Source organism: Promicromonospora alba, assembly GCF_042654905.1.
In the GTDB taxonomy this organism is placed as follows: domain Bacteria; phylum Actinomycetota; class Actinomycetes; order Actinomycetales; family Cellulomonadaceae; genus Promicromonospora; species Promicromonospora alba.
In genome coordinates this window covers 766,601-782,952 of record NZ_JBHSFI010000003.1, presented here as the reverse complement: position 1 = coordinate 782,952, position 16,352 = coordinate 766,601, and the positions used below count along the sequence as shown (strand labels likewise).

The 16,352-nt window shown below is 73.4% G+C and carries 14 protein-coding genes; 11 read left to right on the top strand and 3 right to left on the bottom strand.

Features of this window, described 5'->3' with window-relative positions:
• Positions 1-96 precede the first annotated feature (96 nt).
• From ACFO6V_RS08685 to ACFO6V_RS08660, 6 genes are all read left to right on the top strand, one after another.
• Positions 97-3,405 carry a bifunctional [glutamine synthetase] adenylyltransferase/[glutamine synthetase]-adenylyl-L-tyrosine phosphorylase gene (locus tag ACFO6V_RS08685; RefSeq protein ID WP_377134276.1) on the top strand — a complete coding sequence of 1,103 codons (3,309 nt, stop codon included), beginning with the start codon at positions 97-99 and terminating at the stop codon, positions 3,403-3,405.
• 168 nt (positions 3,406-3,573) lie between these two features.
• Positions 3,574-4,455, top strand: a complete 882-nt coding sequence (locus ACFO6V_RS08680) for a serine/threonine-protein kinase (RefSeq protein WP_377134274.1) — start codon at positions 3,574-3,576, stop codon at positions 4,453-4,455.
• Positions 4,452-5,699, top strand: a complete 1,248-nt coding sequence (locus ACFO6V_RS08675) for a hypothetical protein (RefSeq protein WP_377134272.1) — start codon at positions 4,452-4,454, stop codon at positions 5,697-5,699. The genes ACFO6V_RS08680 and ACFO6V_RS08675 overlap by 4 nt, the downstream gene beginning before the upstream one ends.
• 43 nt (positions 5,700-5,742) lie before the next feature.
• Positions 5,743-6,333 carry a hypothetical protein gene (locus ACFO6V_RS08670; RefSeq protein WP_377134270.1) on the top strand — a complete coding sequence of 197 codons (591 nt, stop codon included), beginning with the start codon at positions 5,743-5,745 and terminating at the stop codon, positions 6,331-6,333.
• Positions 6,326-8,851 carry an Hsp70 family protein gene (locus ACFO6V_RS08665; protein WP_377134268.1) on the top strand — a complete coding sequence of 842 codons (2,526 nt, stop codon included), beginning with the start codon at positions 6,326-6,328 and terminating at the stop codon, positions 8,849-8,851. The genes ACFO6V_RS08670 and ACFO6V_RS08665 overlap by 8 nt, the downstream gene beginning before the upstream one ends.
• A gap of 5 nt (positions 8,852-8,856) precedes the next feature.
• Entirely contained in the window at positions 8,857-9,810 is a 954-nt protein-coding gene (locus tag ACFO6V_RS08660) for an OmpA family protein (protein ID WP_377134266.1), read from the top strand.
• Here ACFO6V_RS08660 and ACFO6V_RS08655 read toward each other — a convergent pair whose 3' ends face one another.
• Complete coding sequence (locus ACFO6V_RS08655) at positions 9,811-10,380, bottom strand: AAA family ATPase (protein WP_377134264.1); 570 nt, start codon at positions 10,378-10,380, stop codon at positions 9,811-9,813.
• Positions 10,381-10,389: 9 nt separating this feature from the next.
• Positions 10,390-11,289: a LysR family transcriptional regulator gene (locus ACFO6V_RS08650; protein ID WP_377134262.1), complete on the bottom strand. Its 900-nt coding sequence runs from the start codon at positions 11,287-11,289 to the stop codon at positions 10,390-10,392.
• A gap of 81 nt (positions 11,290-11,370) precedes the next feature.
• Between ACFO6V_RS08650 and ACFO6V_RS08645 the strand changes: the two genes are divergently transcribed.
• The 4 genes from ACFO6V_RS08645 (at position 11,371) to ACFO6V_RS08630 (ending at position 15,228) form a co-directional block, all read left to right on the top strand.
• Positions 11,371-12,417, top strand: a complete 1,047-nt coding sequence (locus ACFO6V_RS08645) for an EamA family transporter (RefSeq protein WP_377134260.1) — start codon at positions 11,371-11,373, stop codon at positions 12,415-12,417.
• Between the two features lie 183 nt (positions 12,418-12,600).
• Complete coding sequence (locus ACFO6V_RS08640) at positions 12,601-12,834, top strand: DUF433 domain-containing protein (protein ID WP_377134258.1); 234 nt, start codon at positions 12,601-12,603, stop codon at positions 12,832-12,834.
• Positions 12,831-13,211 carry a DUF5615 family PIN-like protein gene (locus ACFO6V_RS08635; protein WP_377134256.1) on the top strand — a complete coding sequence of 127 codons (381 nt, stop codon included), beginning with the start codon at positions 12,831-12,833 and terminating at the stop codon, positions 13,209-13,211. The genes ACFO6V_RS08640 and ACFO6V_RS08635 overlap by 4 nt, the downstream gene beginning before the upstream one ends.
• Positions 13,212-13,404: 193 nt before the next feature.
• Complete coding sequence (locus ACFO6V_RS08630) at positions 13,405-15,228, top strand: GTP-binding protein (RefSeq protein WP_377134254.1); 1,824 nt, start codon at positions 13,405-13,407, stop codon at positions 15,226-15,228.
• Positions 15,229-15,277: 49 nt separating this feature from the next.
• Here ACFO6V_RS08630 and ACFO6V_RS08625 read toward each other — a convergent pair whose 3' ends face one another.
• Positions 15,278-15,436, bottom strand: a complete 159-nt coding sequence (locus ACFO6V_RS08625; protein ID WP_377134252.1) for a hypothetical protein — start codon at positions 15,434-15,436, stop codon at positions 15,278-15,280.
• A 343-nt stretch (positions 15,437-15,779) separates the two neighbouring features.
• Between ACFO6V_RS08625 and ACFO6V_RS08620 the strand changes: the two genes are divergently transcribed.
• Positions 15,780-16,331, top strand: a complete 552-nt coding sequence (locus ACFO6V_RS08620) for a hypothetical protein (RefSeq protein ID WP_377134250.1) — start codon at positions 15,780-15,782, stop codon at positions 16,329-16,331.
• The last annotated feature ends 21 nt before the right edge of the window (positions 16,332-16,352 follow it).

Here is a 16,352-nt window from a genome sequence, read left to right as displayed (position 1 = left end):
CGCCGAAGTAGAGCGCGTGTCCGAGTCTCCCTGCTGCAACCAGGGAGCCTCGGACACGCGCTCTACTTCGGCGAGTTCGCGTCGTAGGGTCAGGGGGTGCAGAGCCGCCGACCCGAGACCCTGACGACCCACCTGATCCGGGCCGGGTTCGCCGACCTCACCCGCTCGGCCTCGCTGTGGCGGGATCCCGACCTGGTGTCGGTCCTGGACAGCAGGCCGAAGGGCGCCCGGGGCGCGGACCACGCGGCCGGACCGGACCGCGGCGCCGTCGAGCTCGCACCGGCGGACGCCGCGCTGCTGCGTGCGCTCGCGGTCGTCGCCGACCCGGACCTCGCGCTGCTGCAGCTGGTCCGGCTCGCGGCCGCCGCCCCGGACCGGCTGCGTCCGGTCCTCGCCGTCCCTGACGGGGAGCCGGCGGAGTCCCGCGACGCGGACGACGACGAGGCGCCCCAGCCGTCCGCACGCGACCGGCTGCTGCGCGTGCTGGGTTCCTCCTCGGCGCTCGGCGACGAGCTGGTGCGGCACCCCGCGCTGCTGGACCTGATCGCCGACCGCACGCCGGGCACCGGCGTACCGGCCGAGCTCGTGCGCGCCGAGCTGCTGCGGGCCGTCGACGCGGATCCCGAGTCGGCGGAGCCGGTCGCGGGGACCCACGCGCCGAGCGACCGGACGGACCCGACCGACGGCGGGTCGCCGTCGTACACCGACCGGCTGCGCCGGGCCTACCGGGCGCGGCTGCTGCGGATCGCGGCCACCGACGTGACCGCGCCGGACCCCATGGTGGTGCTGCCCGCGGTGGCCGCCGCGCTCGCCGACCTGGCAGCGGCGGCGCTGGAGGGTGCGCTCGCGATCGCGCGCGCCGACGAGGAGGACCACGCCGTCGGCGTGCGCCTGGTGGTGCTGGGCATGGGCAAGACCGGTGGCCGGGAGCTGAACTACATCTCGGACGTCGACGTGATCTACGTCGCCGAGCCGGGGGTGCTGCCCGACGGTGCGCCGGCGTGCGACGAGGACCACGCCCTGCGGGTTGCGGCCCGGCTCGCGGGGCGGCTCGCGCAGGTGTGCTCCGGCCCGTCCGCCGAACCCGCGCTGTGGCAGGTCGACGCGGCGCTGCGGCCTGAGGGTAAGCAGGGGCCGCTCGTCCGCACGCTGGCCAGCCACGTCGCTTACTACGAGCGGTGGGCGGTGACGTGGGAGTTCCAGGCGCTGCTCAAGGCGCGCCCGGTCGCGGGTGACCTGGCGCTGGGGGAGGAGTACGTGGCCGCCGTCGGGCCGCTGGTGTGGCAGGCGGTGGAGCGGCCCAACTTCGTGGAGGACGCCCGCGCGATGCGCAAGCGCGTCGAGGACAACGTGCCGGTGGCCGAGGCGGACCGGCAGGTCAAGCTGGGCAAGGGCGGCCTGCGGGACGTCGAGTTCACCGTCCAGCTGCTGCAGCTCGTGCACGGGCGCGCGGACGAGGACATCCGGTCCCGGACCACGCTCGACGCCCTGGCCGCCCTGTCGAAGGGCGGCTACGTCGGACGCGAGCACGCCCGCCGGATGGGGGAGTGCTACCGGTTCCTGCGGGCCCTGGAGCACCGGATCCAGCTCTTCCGGCTGCGCCGCACCCACCTCATGCCGACCTCCGAGGCCGAGCTGCGCCGCATCGCGCGCGGGCTGGGCCAGGGCGGCGCCGACGACCTCGTCAAGACGTGGCGCTCGGTGCGGCGCGAGGTCCGCGACCTGCACGAGGCCGTCTACTACCGGCCGCTCCTGCCCGCGACCGCGCTGCTCTCCACGGGCGAGGCGTCGCTCGCGCCGAAGGCCGCGATGGCCCGGTTCGCCGCGATCGGCTACCGGGACCCGGCCGGCGCCATGCGGCACGTCCAGGCCCTGACCGACGGCGTCTCGCGCCGGGCGTCGATCCAGCGCCAGCTGCTTCCGGTGCTGCTGGGCTGGTTCGCCGAGGGTGCCGACCCGGACGAGGGGCTGCTCGCGTTCCGCAAGCTGTCCGACACCCTCGGCTCGACGCACTGGTACCTGCGGCTGCTGCGCGACTCCGCCGAGGCGGCGTCGCGGCTGGCGCAGGTGCTCTCCTCCTCGCGCTATCTCGCCGACGCGATCGGGCGGTCGCCGGAGTCGGTGCGCTGGCTCGCGGAGTCCGACTCGCTGGCGCCCCGCGGGGTGCGCAGGCTGGCGGCGGAGGCGGACGCGCTGCTCGGCCGCGCGCAGGAGGTGGACGCCGCCACCGTCGCGCTCCGCGCGCTGCGGCGGCGCGAGCTGGCGCGCACCGGCGTCGCCGAGGTGCTGGGCGCGCTGGGCCCGGTCTCGGCGGCCAGGGCCATCTCGGACGCCGCCGACGTCGTCCTGGCGGGCGGGCTGCGCATCGCCGAGCACGACGCACGGGCCGAGCGCGGGGTCGCCCGCGGGGACGAGCCCGCCCGGCTGCTCATCGTCGCGATGGGCCGGCTCGGCGGCCAGGAGCTCGGCTACGGGTCGGACGCCGACGTCATGTTCGTGTACGAGGCGGTCGGCGGCGCGCCGGACAAGCAGGCCAACGACTACGCCCTGACCGTGGCGAAGAACCTGCGGCGCATCCTCTCCGCCGTCGGGCCCGAGCCCGGCCTGCCCGTGGACGCCGACCTGCGCCCGGAGGGCCGTAACGGGCCACTGGTGCGGTCCTTCGAGTCCTACGTGGAGTACTACGACCGCTGGTCGTCGCCCTGGGAGGCGCAGGCGCTCCTGCGGGCGCGGGCCCTCTCGGGGACGCTGAGCGTGGTCGCGGCGGGCGGCCCGGAGGAGGGTGCCGTGGCGGCCCTGCTGTCGGACGGCGGAACGGCCGGCACCGGCGAGCTCGACCTGGGGCCCGGCGCCGAGGGCGGCGTGTCACTGGGAGCGCGGTTCACCGCGCTCATCGACCCGCTGCGCTACCCGGAGGGCGGCCCGGACGCCGCGGTGCTGCGCGAGGTGCGGCGCATCAAGGCGCGCGTGGAGTCGGAGCGGCTGCCCCGCGGAGCGGACCCGGCGCGGCACCTGAAGCTGGGCCGCGGCGGGGTCTCGGACGTCGAGTGGACGGTCCAGCTGCTGCAGCTCCAGCACGCGTTCGAGGTGCCCGGCCTGCGGACCACCGGCACGGTCGCCGCGCTGAAGGCGGCGCGGGACGCAGACCTCCTGGCGGACGACGACGCCGAGGTGCTGCTGGACGCCTGGCGGCTCGCGTCGCGGCTACGGTCGGCGATCGTGCTCTGGTCCGGGCGGACGACGGGCTCCGGCGTCGACATGCTGCCGCACGACAGCCACGCCCTGACCGGGCTGGCGCGCCTGCTCGGTGACGTCGGCACCGGACCGGAGCTCGAGGAGCTGTACCTGCGACTCGCCCGGCGGGCGCGCGGAGTGATGGAGCGGGTGTTCTACGGAGCGGAGTGAAAAGCCGGATATCCACCCTATTGCGGCGATAGGGTGCAGGCGGCTTCGTCGATAGCCCACCTCGGGAGGGGTCCCGGGCCGTGCGTGCGACGGTTCGGTCGGGCACCTCGATCGGGCACCTCGATCGGGCAGAGCCGTGCGAGCGAGACGTCGTCGGAGGGAGACCGGATGCGCCTGCTCACCGAGGGCAGCCAGATCGGCGACACGTACGAGATCGAGCGCTACCTCGGCCAGGGCGCCTACTCCGAGGTCTACCGGGTGCGGCACCGCTTCCTGGGACGCCAGGCCATGAAGGTGCTCAAGCGGGTCGGCACGCTGGCCGAGACGCGCCGGATGCTCGGCGAGGCCGTGCTCCTGTCCAGGCTGGGCCACCCCAACATCGTGCGGGTCTTCGACGCAGGGACGGTGCCGACGCCTGCCGGGGACCGCGGCTTCTTCACCATGGAGTACGTGGCGGCGGGCAACCTCGACGACTACCGGCGCTCGCGGCCGACCGGGTCCGTCCCGGTCGACGACGCGGTCGAGATCCTCGTGCAGCTCTGTGCAGGGCTCGCCGTGGCGCACCGGTCGGACCCGCCCGTAGTGCACCGCGACATCACGCCCTGGAACGTCCTGGTCGGGTACGACCAGGACCGGCTGCGGGTGCGGGTCGGTGACTTCGGGCTCGCCCGGCGGGTCGAGGCCAGGTCCGGGCTGACCAGCTCCGAGGGCACGCTCGCGTTCATGGCTCCGGAGGCGCTGCGGTACGGCCAGGGCGCGTCCCCGGCCGGGGACGTGTACGCCGTCGGGACGGTCGCGTACCTCCTGCTCACGAACCTGCTGCCGTACGAGGACGTGCCGGCCACGACTTTCGGCGCCCGGCACCGGCCGCCGCCGATCTCGCCGCACGACCTCAACCGCGACGTGCATCCCGGCCTGGCCGGGATCGTGCTCGGCGCGCTCGAGGCAGACCTGACGCGCCGGTTCTCCGACGCGGCCGAGCTGGGCAGCGCCCTGACGGCGTGGCAGGACGCTCACCAGGGCACGTCCGAGGAAGAGGAGAGCCGATGAGCACCACCTCCGACGTCGCGCGCGACATCGACCGCGTGCTGCGCCCGCTCGAGGGGCACGGGCTGTACCGGAACAATGCGTTCCGGGTCACGGGGCTGGCCACCGACGTGTCGAACCGGCAGGTGCGCAGGCACCGGGAGGAGACCCAGAACCCGTACTACGTGACGCCGCTGCCCGACGGCGACGTGCCGCTCCCGCCGTCGGACGACCCGGACGCGTTGCGCGCCGCCTTCGAGGTGCTGCGCGACCCCTTGGCCCGGCTCGTGCACGAGCTGTTCTGGATCCGGCCGGACCAGCCGAGCTGGCACGAGCACGCGGTCTTCGCGCACTGCCGGGCGCTGGAGGCGACCACCCCCGACGGGAGGGTGGCGCACGACGACGCCTGGGGCGACTGGAGGGCGGGCCTTCGCCTCCTGGCGCAGGCGTTCGCTGCCGAGGAGACGTGGGAGTGGGTCCGGCGGCGCGCGGCGGAGATCGACGACCCACGCCTGTCCGTCGCGGTGCTCCGCGCGCTGCGTGACCGGGTGCCGGAGCACGTCATCGGGGTGTCCGTCGGGCTGGCGGTACAGGCCACAGGCTTCGGCCAGGAGCTGGCGGAGCCCCAGATGAAGGTGCTGCGCGGGGCGGGTTTCGAGCCGAGCCTGGTGCGGGACGTCGCCCGCGCCGCGGTCGAGCCCGTCACGGCGCGGATACGGAGCGCCTGCGAGAGCGCGTGGGAGGCCGCCCCGTCCGCCGGGCTCTCGGCGGCGTCGGCGCTGCTCGACGAGACGACGCCGGCGCTGGCGACCTGCGCGGCGGTTCTCGGGAACGACGACGAGGTGGTCGGCGCCTGCCGGGACGAGGTGGCGCGCTCTGTCAACAACTGCGTGCTCGGGTTCGTCAACTTCTACGTGGAGACGGCACCGGCGGCGTTGTCGACCGAGACCGTCCTGGACCTGCTCCGCGACGCCCGCGCCCTGGCGTCGTCGCAGTCGGTCACCACGCTCCTGGACAACAACATCGCGGACATCGAGGGCTATCAGGCGCGGCGCGCGGTAGTGAGTGGCCCCGACCTGGGCTGCGCGCCACTGCTCTTCTTCTTCCTGATCGGCGGCGTGGCGTCCTGGCTGCTCGTGCACAACGTGTTCGGGCTCGGGCCGGTCTGGTCCGTCGTGCTCTCCATCTTCGGCGGGTTCATGGCGGTGGGTCTGGTCGCGCAGGTCGTCGAGTTCTTCCAGGGCGTCTTCGGTTCCCGAACCCGATGAGGCTGTCACAACCGCTGTCACAACCGACGCAAGGAGTGGATGGGTGAACGCCGCACCACGACGCCGGCCCGGCGCCCGCAGCCTGTCGGCCTGGTCCCGGCAGCACCGGTTCCCGGCCGAGTTCCGGATCCCGCCGCCTGCCGTGCCTTCAGGTCTGGCCTCGGACCTGGCTTCGGGCCCGGCTTCAGGTCCGGTCGCGGACCCGGCGGTCGAGCAGGCGCCGGTCGCCTTGCCTGGTCCGCAGCCCGCCGCGCCGCCGGACGACCTGCCCGACGACGTGGTCGCGGGCCTGGTGACGGAGCTCTGGCGGGCCCGCAACAAGGTGGACGGCCCGGGGGCCGAACAGGACCCGCCGCGCGCCGTGCGCTGGGCGAGCCGGTATCTGGCCGCCGCGGACGACCGCCTGGTCCGGGCCGGGATCGAGGTCGAGGGACACGACGGGCTGCGGTTCGACGTGGGCATGGACCTGCGCGTGCTCGCCTACCAGGACGACCCGGACGTCACCGAGGAGACGGTGGTCGAGACGGTCCGCCCTTCGGTCCGCCGTGCGGGGCGCCTCATCCAGGAGGGCGAAGTGATCGTGGCTGTGCCCGAACGACCAGAAGCTGAGAAGAGAGGACAGGACGATGCGTGACACGATCGACATCGGGATCGACCTCGGCACCACCAACAGCGCCGTCGCCGAGGCGAAGGGCGCGAGCGCCGAGGTGGTCCGCAACGCCCAGAACCTGGAGTTCACGCAGTCGGCGGTGTACGTGAGCCGCACGGGCAGCGTGCTCGTCGGGCAGAAGGCGGGCGCGCGCGTGGTGTCCGACCCGGACAACGCGTGCGCCGAGTTCAAGCTCCGCATGGGCCGCCGCGACCAGGACAAGGTGTTCGAGGCGTCGGGCCGCACCTTGTCGCCCGAGGAGATGTCGGCGGAGGTGCTCAAGTCGTTGCGCCTCGACGTGCAGCGGCGCACGGGCGAGCCGATCGAGACGGCGGTGATCACCGTGCCGGCCGCGTTCACCGCGGACCAGACGGCTGCCACCAGCAGGGCCGCCGAGCTCGCCGGCCTGAGGGCCGCGCCCCTGCTGCAGGAGCCCACCGCCGCCGTCTGGGCGTACACGGCGGACGTCGAGGCGCCGGACAAGGGGTTCTGGCTGGTCTACGACTTCGGTGGCGGCACGTTCGACGCCGCCGTCGTGAAGATCGAGGACGGCGAGTTCACGGTGGTCAACCACGCGGGCGACAACTCGCTGGGTGGCAAGCGGATCGACTGGGCGATCGTCGAGGACTACCTGCTGCCCCGGCTGCAGCAGGACCACGGGCTGACCGACGTCACGGTCGACGACCCCCGTTACCGGGGTGTGCTCGCGCAGCTCAAGCGCCTGGCCGAGGCGGCAAAGGTCGAGCTGTCGCAGCAGGAGAGAGTCGAGATCGAGGCAGAGATCAGGGTCGACGCCGGCCGCGACGTCGAGTTCTACTGCGAGCTGACGCGCGACGACCTGGCAGACATCGCGCGGCCGCTGGTGGCGAGCTCGATCCGGCTGTGCCGCCAGTCGCTGTCCGAGAGCGGGATCCCGACGACGGCGTTCGAGCGGCTGCTGCTGGTCGGCGGCTCGTCCCAGCTCGCCCTGGTGCGCGAGATGCTGGCGGACCCGGCCGACGGCCTCGGCATCCCGCTCGACTTCAGCCTGGACCCGATGACGGTGGTGGCGCGCGGCGCCGCGATCTACGCCGCGACGCAGCGCATCCCCCGGGAGGTGCGGGCGGCGGCACCGGCTGCCCCGGGCCGTGCGCAGCTGAACCTCGAGTACTCGGCAGCCGGGCTGGACCCCGACCCGCTGCTCGGCGGCCGGGTCCAGGCGGACGGCGTCGCCGACTGGACCGGCGGGACCGTCGAGATCCGCAACACGACGACCATGCCCCCGTGGACCACGGGAGCCGTGGCGCTGCGCCAGGACGGGTCGTTCTCCGTACGGCTGAGGGCCCCGGAGATCGCGACGCACTCGTTCACGGTGACCGTGCACGACCCCGCGGGCACCGAGCTGGCCACGGACCAGGCGAGCCTGACCTTCCAGCGCAAGAGCGGCGGGATGGGCGGCGCGCCGACCATGAGCCACTCGCTCGGCGTCGGCCTCATCGACAACACCGTGGCGCCGCTGGTCCGGCGCAACACCGAGCTGCCGAGCACGGGACGCCTCAACGGCCTGCGGACCACGCAGGCAGTCGACCGGCGGTCCGGCGCCGGCCTGCTGCGCATCCCGATCCTGTCGGGGGAGCACGCGCGCGCCGACCGCAACACCGTGGTGGGCCAGCTCGTCGTCCGCTCGGACGACATCGAGCGTGACCTGCCGCTGGGCACGGAGGTCGAGGTGGTCGTGCGCGTCGACAGCAGCTTCGGTATCCAGGCCGAGGCGTACATCCCGTTCCTCGACGCCGAGTTCGAGATCGACGTCGACCTCGTCCGCACGGTGCTGCCAGATCTCGCGGACCTGCGGGCCGCCCGTGCTGCGCTCGACGCCAGGTACCACGACCTGCGCAGCCAGGGCGACCAGATCCGGGCCTCCGAGGCGCTGGCCCGGCTGGACCGGCTGGACGCCGACGGCATCCTGGAGGAGATCGACCGGCTGCTGCGGCAGTCCGAGGCCGACCCGGACGCGACAGCCACCTGCCAGGCCCGGTTGCTCGACGCCGACTCCGCCCTCGACGAGGTCGACGAGCTCCTGGAGCTGCCCAAGATCGTCGAAGAGGGGCGCGAGGCGCAGGGGATCGCCAACGAGGTCGTCGCGGAGGCCGGCAACGGCCGCTACACCGACGAGCTCAGGCGGGCCGAGGCCGAGCTCGAGGACGCGATCGCGGAGGGCAACCGCACGGTGATCGAGCGGCGGACCAACGAGGTCCGGTCCATCGCGATCCGGGTGTTCGAGGACAACGGGCAGCTTCCGCTGATCCGGTTCGCGGCCCTGGAGAGCGAGCTGGACGGCGACCCGCGCCGGGAGGTGCAGCGCCTCCTCGGCGACGGCCGCTCGGCGGTCGCCGCCGGCGACCTGAACCGGCTCACCGGTGTCAACGCGCGGCTCGACCGGTTCGTGGACCGGAGCGGCGGGGGCAGCAGCACGCCGTCGATCCTCGGGGACGGGCTCCTGGGTAGCGGGGGCGGGCAGTGAGCGCCATGGTCGAGAGAGCCGGTGCTGCCGGGCCCGGCCTTGCCTCCGTCAGGACCGCGGTGGCCGACGCCGCGCTGCACGCGCGGGCCGGCCGGTACGACGACGCACGACGTCTGCTCGACGCGGTCGGCGGTCAGGACAGCGACGACGTCGCGGTCCTCGACCTGCTGGCCCGCGTGCACGCCCAGCGCGGCGACCTGACCCGGGCCGACGCCTGCTGGGCACGCGTCGAGCGCCTGGACCCGGAGCACGCCGGAGCCCTCGACGGGCGCCGGCGGATCCGCACGATGTGGTCCGGGAAGCGCCCGGGCGGTGGCCTCATGCTGGGCGCCGCCGCGGCCTGCCTCCTGCTCGCGGGCGGCGGGGTGGCGACCGGGTGGGCGCTCGCGTCCCGTCCCGCCGACCAGCAGGCGGACCCTGCCGTGGCCCAGGAGCTCACACAGCTCCGGCACGACCTGAACCAGATCCGTACGGCGACCCCGCCGCCGTCGGACGGGGCGACCGCGGAAGGGACGACGTCGCGCGAGGCAGCTCTGCGGGAGGTGCGGGACGCCCTGGGCGACCCACGATGGACGACCACGCTCGACGCGCGATCCGTCCTCGTGACGTTCCGCGACCCGGTGTTCGAGGCCGGAGGCGCGGAGACGTCCCGGGGCGGGGCCGGCACGCTGACCAGCCTGGCCGGACGGCTCCGTGACCTGGCCGACGTCGAGGTGACCGTGGTGGGCCACACGAGCGACACCGCGCCGGTGCCGGGGAGCCGCTACCGCGACAACGCCGAGGTCAGCCTCGCTCGGGCGCTCGCGGCGGCGCAGGTCGTCTCGTCGGGCAGCGGGATCCCGCTGAGCGCGATCGACGTGGCCGGCGCGGGCGACGTCGACCCGCCGTACCCCAACACGGACGAGGCGAACCGGACCCGGAACCAGACGGTGACGGTGGCGATCGAGGTGGTGCCGTAGTCACGCCGGAGTCACTGGAAGGCCGACCCGGCCCGCGATCTCCTTGGCGACCTCGGCCGGGCGCAGCAGGGTCGTGTCGATGACCGCGGTGCGTTCGGCGAGCCAGGGGAGAGCCGCGCGGTAGTCGGGGGCGCGGTGCCGCCGCCAGCCGACGACGGCACCCTCGTGAAGCTTGATCTCCTCGATGGTGGCGTTCGTGACGGTGTCGCCGGCGATCCGCCGCTCGTGCTCCTCAGGCGTGGAGTCCAGCGTGAAGGCGCGCACCACGACGCCGGCGGCGGCCAGGCCCGACATGATCTCGTCCCAGTACTGCTCGACGACGACCGTCTGCGGGGCGACGACCGTGCGGTCCGTGTAGCGGTCCAGCGACACGAGGGCCGCCACGACCAGCTCGCGCCAGGGACGCCAGTCCTGGAAGTCCGGCACCGGTTCGATGCTGCTCAGGGCGGGGACTATCGCCTCGCCCATCTTCTCCGGGTCGAATACGACTGCCTCGGGCAGGAGGGCGACGAGCTCCGCTGCCGTGGTCGTCTTGCCGCCGCCGAACGGTCCGTTGAGCCACACGATCATGGGGGCAGGCTAGCGTCCGCCGACCAGCGCCGTCGGGAGCCCGATCGCCGTCAGGAACGCACGCGTCGCGGGGGTGGGCCCGGGCTTGCCCCAGACGACGTACTCGACGCGGCTCGGTGCGTCGGTGACGGTGGCCGTCGCCAGGCCGCCGAGCTCGGGCGCACGCCGGAGATAGGTGGAGGGCAGGAAGCCTATCGCCAGCCTGTGCCGGATGATCTGGGCCATGAGCGGCGCGTCGGTGACCTCGAAGGCGACGTCCCGGCCGAGGCCGGCGTGAGCGAAGGCCTGATCGGTCTGGGCCCGGCCCGCCGACCCGTACGGGAAGTCGACGAACGGTTCGGCGGCGAGGTCCGCGAGAGCCAGACCCTCCGCGCCCGCCAGGGGATGGTCCGCGGCGAGGACGGCGACCAGGCGGTCGCGCGCCAGCTCGTGGCGGTGCACGCCGCTCGGCCGGGCGGAGCTGGGCAGTCCCAGGAACGCCACGTCGAGCCGCCCGGCAGCGACGTCGGCCGTCAGCAGCTCGCTCGGGCCGGTGCGCAGGGAGACGCGCACCTGCGGGTGCCGTCGTCGCAGGTCACGCAGGGCGGCGGGCACGTCGACGGCGGCGACCGTCGGGATGACGCCCACGCTGAGCCGCCCGCGCACCTCGCCGACCGTGGCCGCGGCGTCGGCCGCGGCGCGTTCGGCGGCCTCGAGCGCCTGCCGGGCGGCGGGCAGGAACGCCTCGCCCGCCGCCGTCAGGCGCACCTGGCGGCTGGTGCGGGCGAAGAGCGCGGCACCGAGCTCGTGCTCGAGCCGCTTGATCTGGTGGCTCAGCGCCGACTGGACGACGTGGCAGCGTTCCGCGGCCCGCGTGAAGTTCGACGTCTCGGCGACCGCGACGACGTAGCGCATCTGCTGGAGCTCCATGCGATCAATCGTGCATCACGATCGATCGCATGAAAAGGATGTGTTGGACTCATCGGTGGTCGCGGGCGAAGACTGGAGCACATGGACACCACGACACTCCGGCAAGGCCGCCGCCAGGGCCGGACGGCGGCACTCACCGCCGTCGCCGCCCTCACCGCCGTCACGGCGCTCGCTCCGATGGTCTGGGGCACCACGTACTTCGTCACCACCGAGATGCTCCCGGCTGGGCACCCGCTCTTCGCCGGGCTCGCGCGTGCGCTGCCCGCCGGACTCGTCGCCGTCGCGATCGGCGCCGCGCTCAGCCGCGCGACCGCTGCGCGGAACGGCTCGGCGGCCCGGGCACTGCCCCGCAGCGCCTGGTGGTGGAAGAGCGCGGTGCTCGGCACGCTCAACATCGGGCTCTTCTTCCCGATGCTCTTCATCTCCGCCGAGCGGCTGCCCGGTGGTGTCGCGGCCACCCTCGGCGCCGTCGGACCCCTGTTCGTCGCACTCCTCGCCGTGCCGGTGCTCCGCGAGCGCCTGTCCGTGCGCCGGGTCGCGTGGGGCGTCGCGGGCGTCGTCGGCGTCGGCCTCGTCGTGCTCGGCCCGGGCGCCCGCCTCGACGCGGCAGGCGTCCTCGCCGGGCTGGCCGGCGCCGTCTCGATGGCGCTCGGCGTCACCCTGACCAAGCGCTGGGGGCGCCCCGAGGGCGTCGGCCCGGTCTCGGCCGCAGGCTGGCAGCTCACCGCGGGAGGGCTGTTCCTCGTCCCCGTCACCCTCGTCGCCGAGGGCCTACCGCCGGCCATCGACGGCCGGGCGGCGCTCGGCTACCTCTGGCTCGGCCTGGTGGGCGGCCTCATCGCCTACGTGCTCTGGTTCCGCGGCATCGGACGCCTGCCGGTCACCTCCGTCGCGTTCCTCGCCCCGCTCTCGCCGATGGTCGCTGCTGCGATCGGCGTCGGGGTACTCGGCGAGAGCCTGTCCGGGATCCAGGTCGCCGGCTTCGCGCTGGCGCTCGCGGCGGTGCTGGCGGGGCAGCTGCCGCCTCGGGGCCGGCGGGCGGTGTCGGCACCGGTGCCAGCAGGGGTCGGGGCATCGGCACCGGCGCCCGCTTTGGCCCCGATTCAGCGGTTGCAGGTCGCGCGATGAGAATCGTCGTCCTCGGGGCCACGGGCATGGTCGGCACCCGTGTGGTCGGTGAGGCGTCGGCGAGGGGCACGGCGCCGCGTGGACCTACCTCAGCCCACCGGCGGTCCTCGAACCCGGGACACGGACAGGCGGTACAACACGGATCCCACTGTGTAAGAGACCGCTTCTCGCTACGATTGCGTCATGTCCCGTCTTGAGCGCATCACCTCAGACCCGCAGATCTGCCACGGCCAGCCGGTTGTGCGCGGCTTGCGGTACCCGGTGCAGATGCTCCTGGAACTGATGGCTTCGGGTATGAGCATTGACGAGATCCTGGAAGATTATCCCGACCTGGAGCGGGATGACTTCCTTGCGGCGCTGGAGTACGGCGCGCTGGCATCGGGTGGGCACACCGTCGTGTCCGTCAGCGCAGCGTGAAGTTTCTCGTCGACGCGCAGTTGCCTGCGCGGCTGGCGCGTGCACTGGCCAAGGCAGGTCACGATGCGAAGCACACGACTGAGCTGCCGGACGGCAACCACTCGTCGGATACCGATGTGACGGCGATCGCAGACGCCGAGGACCGAGTAGTTGTTTCCAAGGACGCTGACTTTCGCATCTCGCACCAGCTGCACGGGCGGCCACGTCGGCTGTTGATAGTGGCGCTAGGGAATGTCACGAATAACGACCTCTTGGCAGCGTTCGATATGCACCTAGAGGTGATCGTCGCGACGTTCGAGGAAGCCGATCGGGTCGAGATCCAAGCGACCCGGATCGTGGCTTGGACGCGCAAGCCGCTTGAGACCGACACGATCTGATCACTGCAAGACCCTGTCGTTCTCGCCCACGGCGTCGCGCCATGCCCGCCCGGCTGCTGGGCGGTCGCCCGAAAAACCGTTGCCCTGATCGCGCGGCTCGGAGCATCGTGGTGCCCTCCCGAGCGAAAAGGAACTCCGATGACAGCTGTCACGCCCCGTGCCCTGACCCTCCGCACAACGGACGTGACAGCCTTTGTCGTACCTCAACCTCGGGATCGTCGCCCATGTCGATGCCGGTAAGACCAGCCTGACCGAACGCCTGCTGCACCACGCGGGCGTGATCGACCGCCCCGGCAGCGTGGACCGCGGCGACACCACCACCGACTCGCTCGCGCTGGAGCGGGAGCGTGGCATCACCATCCGCGCCTCGGTGGCGTCGTTCCCTGCCGGGGACGTCACCGTCAACGTGCTGGACACGCCGGGCCACCCGGACTTCATCGCGGAGGTGGACCGCAGCCTCGCCGTGCTCGACGGCGCGGTGCTCGTGCTGTCCGCCGTCGAGGGCGTGCAGGCCCAGACCCTCGTGCTGATGCGCGCCCTGCAGCGGCTGCGGCTGCCGGTGATCGTGTTCATCAACAAGATCGACCGGCGCGGCGCACGCCCGGAGGCGGTGGCCGACGCCGTCGCGCGCCGCCTCAGCCCCGACGTGCTGCCGGTGCAGCGGGTCGTGGCCGCGGGAACGCCGTCCGCCCGGGCAGTGTCCCTGCCGGACGACGGCCTGCGTGCCTGGCTAGCCGGCGAGTCACGGCGGGGTGCCGCCCACCCGGTCCTGTTCGGGTCGGCGGTGACGGGCGCCGGTGTGCCCGAGCTGACTGCCGCCCTGGGGCGCTACCTGCCCGCTGTCGATACCGACCAGAGCGCCGCTGCGCGTTCGGGAGTCGTCTTCGCGATCGACCGGGAGGGCGGGCGGAAGCGCTCCTTCGTCCGGATGCGGTCCGGTGCGCTGCAGGTCCGGGACAAGCTCGACCTGGGGCACGGCCGGGCCGAGCGGGTCACGGGCCTGAGCGTCGCGCACCGCGGGGCGCTCGAACCGCGCCGGACAGCGGAGGCAGGCCAGATCGCCGTCGTGCACGGGCTCTCGACGGCGCGGGTCGGCGACGTCGTCGGGCGTGCGCTGCCCGGGGACGAGCGGGCAAGCCAGTTCCCGCCGCCGTCGTACGAGACGGTGGTCGGCGTCGCCCCGGGCGACCGCGGCCGGCTGTACGCGGCGCTCACCGAGCTGGCCGAGCAGGACCCGCTGATCCGGGTCCGGCGGCGCGGCGAGGAGATCACCGTCTCGCTGTACGGCGAGGTCCAGCGGGAGGTGCTGGCCGCCGTCCTGCAGCGGGAGTACGCGGTGGACGCGCGGTTCGGGGAGGTGCGCACGGCGCGCCAGGAACGGATAGTCGGTACCGGGCACGCGCTCGAGGTGAAGAAACAGGACGGCAACGAGTTCCTGGCCACGATCGGCTTGCGCGTGGAGCCCGTGCTGCCCGGGTCGGGCGTCACGTTCGAGCTGGAGTGCGAACGTGGGTCGATGCCGCCGGCCTTCTTCGACGCCGTCGAGGACACCGTCCGCAGAGAGCTGGCCCGCGGTTCCCTGCGGTGGCCGATCCCGGATGCCCGGGTGGTCATGACGCACTCGGGCTACGCACCCCGGCAGAGCCACATGCACCAGAAGTTCAACAAGGCGATGTCCAGCACGGGGGCCGACTTCCGTGGGCTGACGCCGCGCGTGCTCGCCGCCGCGGTCCGGCGGGCCGGGACGGTGGTGTGCGAGCCGGTCCACCGGTTCGTCATCGAGATGCCTGACGACGTCGCCGGGTCGGTCACGTCCCTGGTCGGACGGCTGGGCGGCGTGCCGACGGAGTCGGGCGCCGGGGGTGTCGCCGGCGGGGTCGGGATCGCCGTCGTGCGCGGCGAGATCCCGGCGGGCAGCGTCGCCGCGCTGCAGCGGGACCTGCCCGGGCTGACGCACGGCGAGGGCGTGTGCCAGACGGTGCACGACCGGTTCGAGCCGGTGGTGGACCGCGGTTGACCATGCATCTGCTGCCAGGATCACGCCCGTCCTGGCAGCAGATGCATGGTCATCCGGGCGGCGCCACCAGATCGACGACGACGCCGTAGTGGTCGCTCGCCCACACCCCGTCCACGGGGCGGTCCAGCACCCGCCGGCAGTCGGCGACGCCCAGGGTCGGACCGCGCAGCCCGCTGCGGACCAGGACGTGGTCGATCTTTCGCGACACGGCTGTACCGAAATCCCCGGCACGGCCAGGGGGGTTGGCCAGCTCGAACGTATGCCCCGGATCGTCAGGATCTGCGTACTCCCAGGCGTCCTGATAACAGACGTTCAGCTGCTGCACCGGCTGCCGGCCCCGCCAGAACCGCATGCTGGCCGAGTCGGGAGCGGCGTCGAAGTCGTCGTCGACTGTGCGGTGGACCGTGCCATCACCTCACCGTGCAGCGATTGTGTGCCGCTGGCCAGCAGAGATCCGGCGTGCGGCCCGTGCGGGAGTCACCCGACCGGGGGAGGCAGGCTCGTACAGGCGGGTGATCCGGTCAGCGCGCATCCCGACCACGATCGACGACATGAGCATTCCAACCGACTCCATGCCTCGGGCTGCCTCGGGTGTCACTCCTGGCGCACACCGACTGGCGCACGTCCTCGCCTTGATCACGCTCCCGTCCGGCCTGTGGCGGATCGCCCTGGTGGCCGGGCTGCCGGTCGCGAACGCGGCGATAGTGCTCCCGTTCTCCGAACGGGTACAGATCGTCGGGCTCTCACTGGTCGCCGAGGTGCTGGCCCTGCTGTCCCTGGGCCTGGTTCAGCGGTGGGGCGAGATCCTGCCGGGGTGGCTGCCCCTCGTCGGCGGGCGGCCGATCCACCGGCTTGCCGCGACGATTCCCGCGGCGCTCGGGGCCGCCGCGCTCACCGGGATCTGGACGTTCGCCGTCGTCAACGTGTGGCGCGGGACGACCAGCGGGGGCCTCGACTACTTCTTCCCGACGGTCGCGCAGAAGGTGATCCTGCTGGTCTGCTACGTGCCGCTCCTGGCGTGGGGCCCGCTGCTCGCGGTGCTGACCGTCGCATATTTCCGACGTCGGACGCCGGCGCCGCCCGTCGAGGCCGGCGGCGCTTGACCACGGCAGCCGCTGACGAGA

What these genes read in the sequence shown, in the direction of transcription:
- ACFO6V_RS08680 (WP_377134274.1), top strand. Translation starts at nt 3,574, where the DNA reads ATGCGCCTGCTCACCGAGGGCAGCCAGATCGGCGACACGTACGAGATC.
- ACFO6V_RS08675 (WP_377134272.1), top strand. Translation starts at nt 4,452, where the DNA reads ATGAGCACCACCTCCGACGTCGCGCGCGACATCGACCGCGTGCTGCGC.
- ACFO6V_RS08665 (WP_377134268.1), top strand. Translation starts at nt 6,326, where the DNA reads ATGCGTGACACGATCGACATCGGGATCGACCTCGGCACCACCAACAGC.
- ACFO6V_RS08660 (WP_377134266.1), top strand. Translation starts at nt 8,857, where the DNA reads ATGGTCGAGAGAGCCGGTGCTGCCGGGCCCGGCCTTGCCTCCGTCAGG.
- ACFO6V_RS08655 (WP_377134264.1), bottom strand. Translation starts at nt 10,380, where the DNA reads ATGATCGTGTGGCTCAACGGACCGTTCGGCGGCGGCAAGACGACCACG.
- ACFO6V_RS08650 (WP_377134262.1), bottom strand. Translation starts at nt 11,289, where the DNA reads ATGGAGCTCCAGCAGATGCGCTACGTCGTCGCGGTCGCCGAGACGTCG.
- ACFO6V_RS08645 (WP_377134260.1), top strand. Translation starts at nt 11,371, where the DNA reads ATGGACACCACGACACTCCGGCAAGGCCGCCGCCAGGGCCGGACGGCG.
- ACFO6V_RS08640 (WP_377134258.1), top strand. Translation starts at nt 12,601, where the DNA reads ATGTCCCGTCTTGAGCGCATCACCTCAGACCCGCAGATCTGCCACGGC.
- ACFO6V_RS08620 (WP_377134250.1), top strand. Translation starts at nt 15,780, where the DNA reads ATGAGCATTCCAACCGACTCCATGCCTCGGGCTGCCTCGGGTGTCACT.